We start from the raw sequence: 1,414 nt of genomic DNA on the forward strand, positions 1-1,414 counted from the left end.
CGTCGTCGGCAACACCGACCAGCAATTCGATACCGTTGCGCTCGCGCACCATCGGCTCAATCTCAAACCCGTCGAGCCGCACCTCGGGATGTTCGCGCGCAATCCGCTCCTGCATCGCGCGCGCGGCGCTCGCCACGGCGGCGGCATCCCGAAGCTCGGTCACCACGCCCCCGGCGTCGGATTTGTGCGTGAGGTCGGAGGAGACGATTTTGAGAACGAACGGTGCCGTCATGCCGTCGCAGGCTGCGGCAACTTCCCTGACACTGGACGCTGCATGCCCCGTGACCGTCGGGATACCATAAGCCGAAAGGATCGCGCGCCCTTCGGCATCGGAGAGAAGGAAACGCTTCTCGAGACGCGCTTCGCTGATCGTCGCCAGTGCACGTTCGCGATCATGTTCGGGAATGCTCAGTCGCGGCGGCGCGCGCAAAGCCGCTGCGCGGCCTTCTGCAGCGCGACGCAGATAACCAAGACCGCGCACGATCTCCTCGATACTGTCGAACAGGGCAAGATGCGCAGCCTCGAACGGGCGCCGGACCTGCGCCGCATTATGCGGGCCAAGCCAGCAGGCCAGCACCGGTTTGCCAGCACCTGCGGCCGCCTGGATCGTGGCAGCGGCCATCGCGGTGCCAGTCTCGACCGCTGTCGGGCAATGGAGCGCCAGGACGATATCGACATATGGGTCTGCGAGCGCGGCCGCAATTGCCGCGCCGAAACGATCGGCATGAGCATCACCGACGACATCGATCGGATTATCCTGCGACCAGCCTGGAGGAAGCGCATGGTTGAGCTTGGCGATCGTCGCGGGCGCCAATGCCGCGAGCGTCGCGCCAACTGCGGGTAGTCCGTCGGCGGCAAGCACCCCGGCCCCACCGCCATTGGTCACGATGGCGACGCGGTTTCCAAGACAGGGCTTGTAACATGACAATGTCTGCGCGGCGGCGAACAGGTCGGTCAACGTATCGACCATAACCACGCCCGCGCGTCGGAATGCGGCGGCATGCACGTCATAGGCCCCGGCCATCGCGCCAGTATGAGACAATGCCGCCTTGGCGGACGCCGCCGATCGCCCAGCCTTGATCGCGATGACGGGCTTTAGCAAGGTCGCCGCCCGCGCTGCGGACATGAAACGGCCAGCGTCGCTCACTCCTTCGACATAGATGAGGATTGCATCGGTTCCGGGATCGGCGGCGTAGAAATCGATAAGGTCGGCAAGGTCAGTATCCGCCATATCGCCCATAGATACGATGCCTGAGAAACCGATCGCGCGCGCAGCTGCCCAATCGAGCATTGCGGTGACGAGCGCGCCGCTCTGCGAGAGGAAGGCAAGCTTTCCGGCGCGCGCACCATAAGGGGCGAAGGAGGCATTGAGCTTCGCACCGGGTATCACTACGCCGAGGCTGTTCGGCCCGAT

1 protein-coding gene is annotated in these 1,414 nt (G+C 64.7%); it reads right to left on the reverse strand.

What is annotated here, in order from left to right:
* Positions 1-1,414, reverse strand: a 1,414-nt coding sequence (locus BGN95_RS13365) for an acetate--CoA ligase family protein (RefSeq protein ID WP_286772893.1), incomplete at both ends; no start/stop codon positions are given.

Source organism: Sphingomonas sp. 66-10 (assembly GCF_001897045.1).
GTDB lineage: Bacteria > Pseudomonadota > Alphaproteobacteria > Sphingomonadales > Sphingomonadaceae > Sphingomonas > Sphingomonas lycopersici.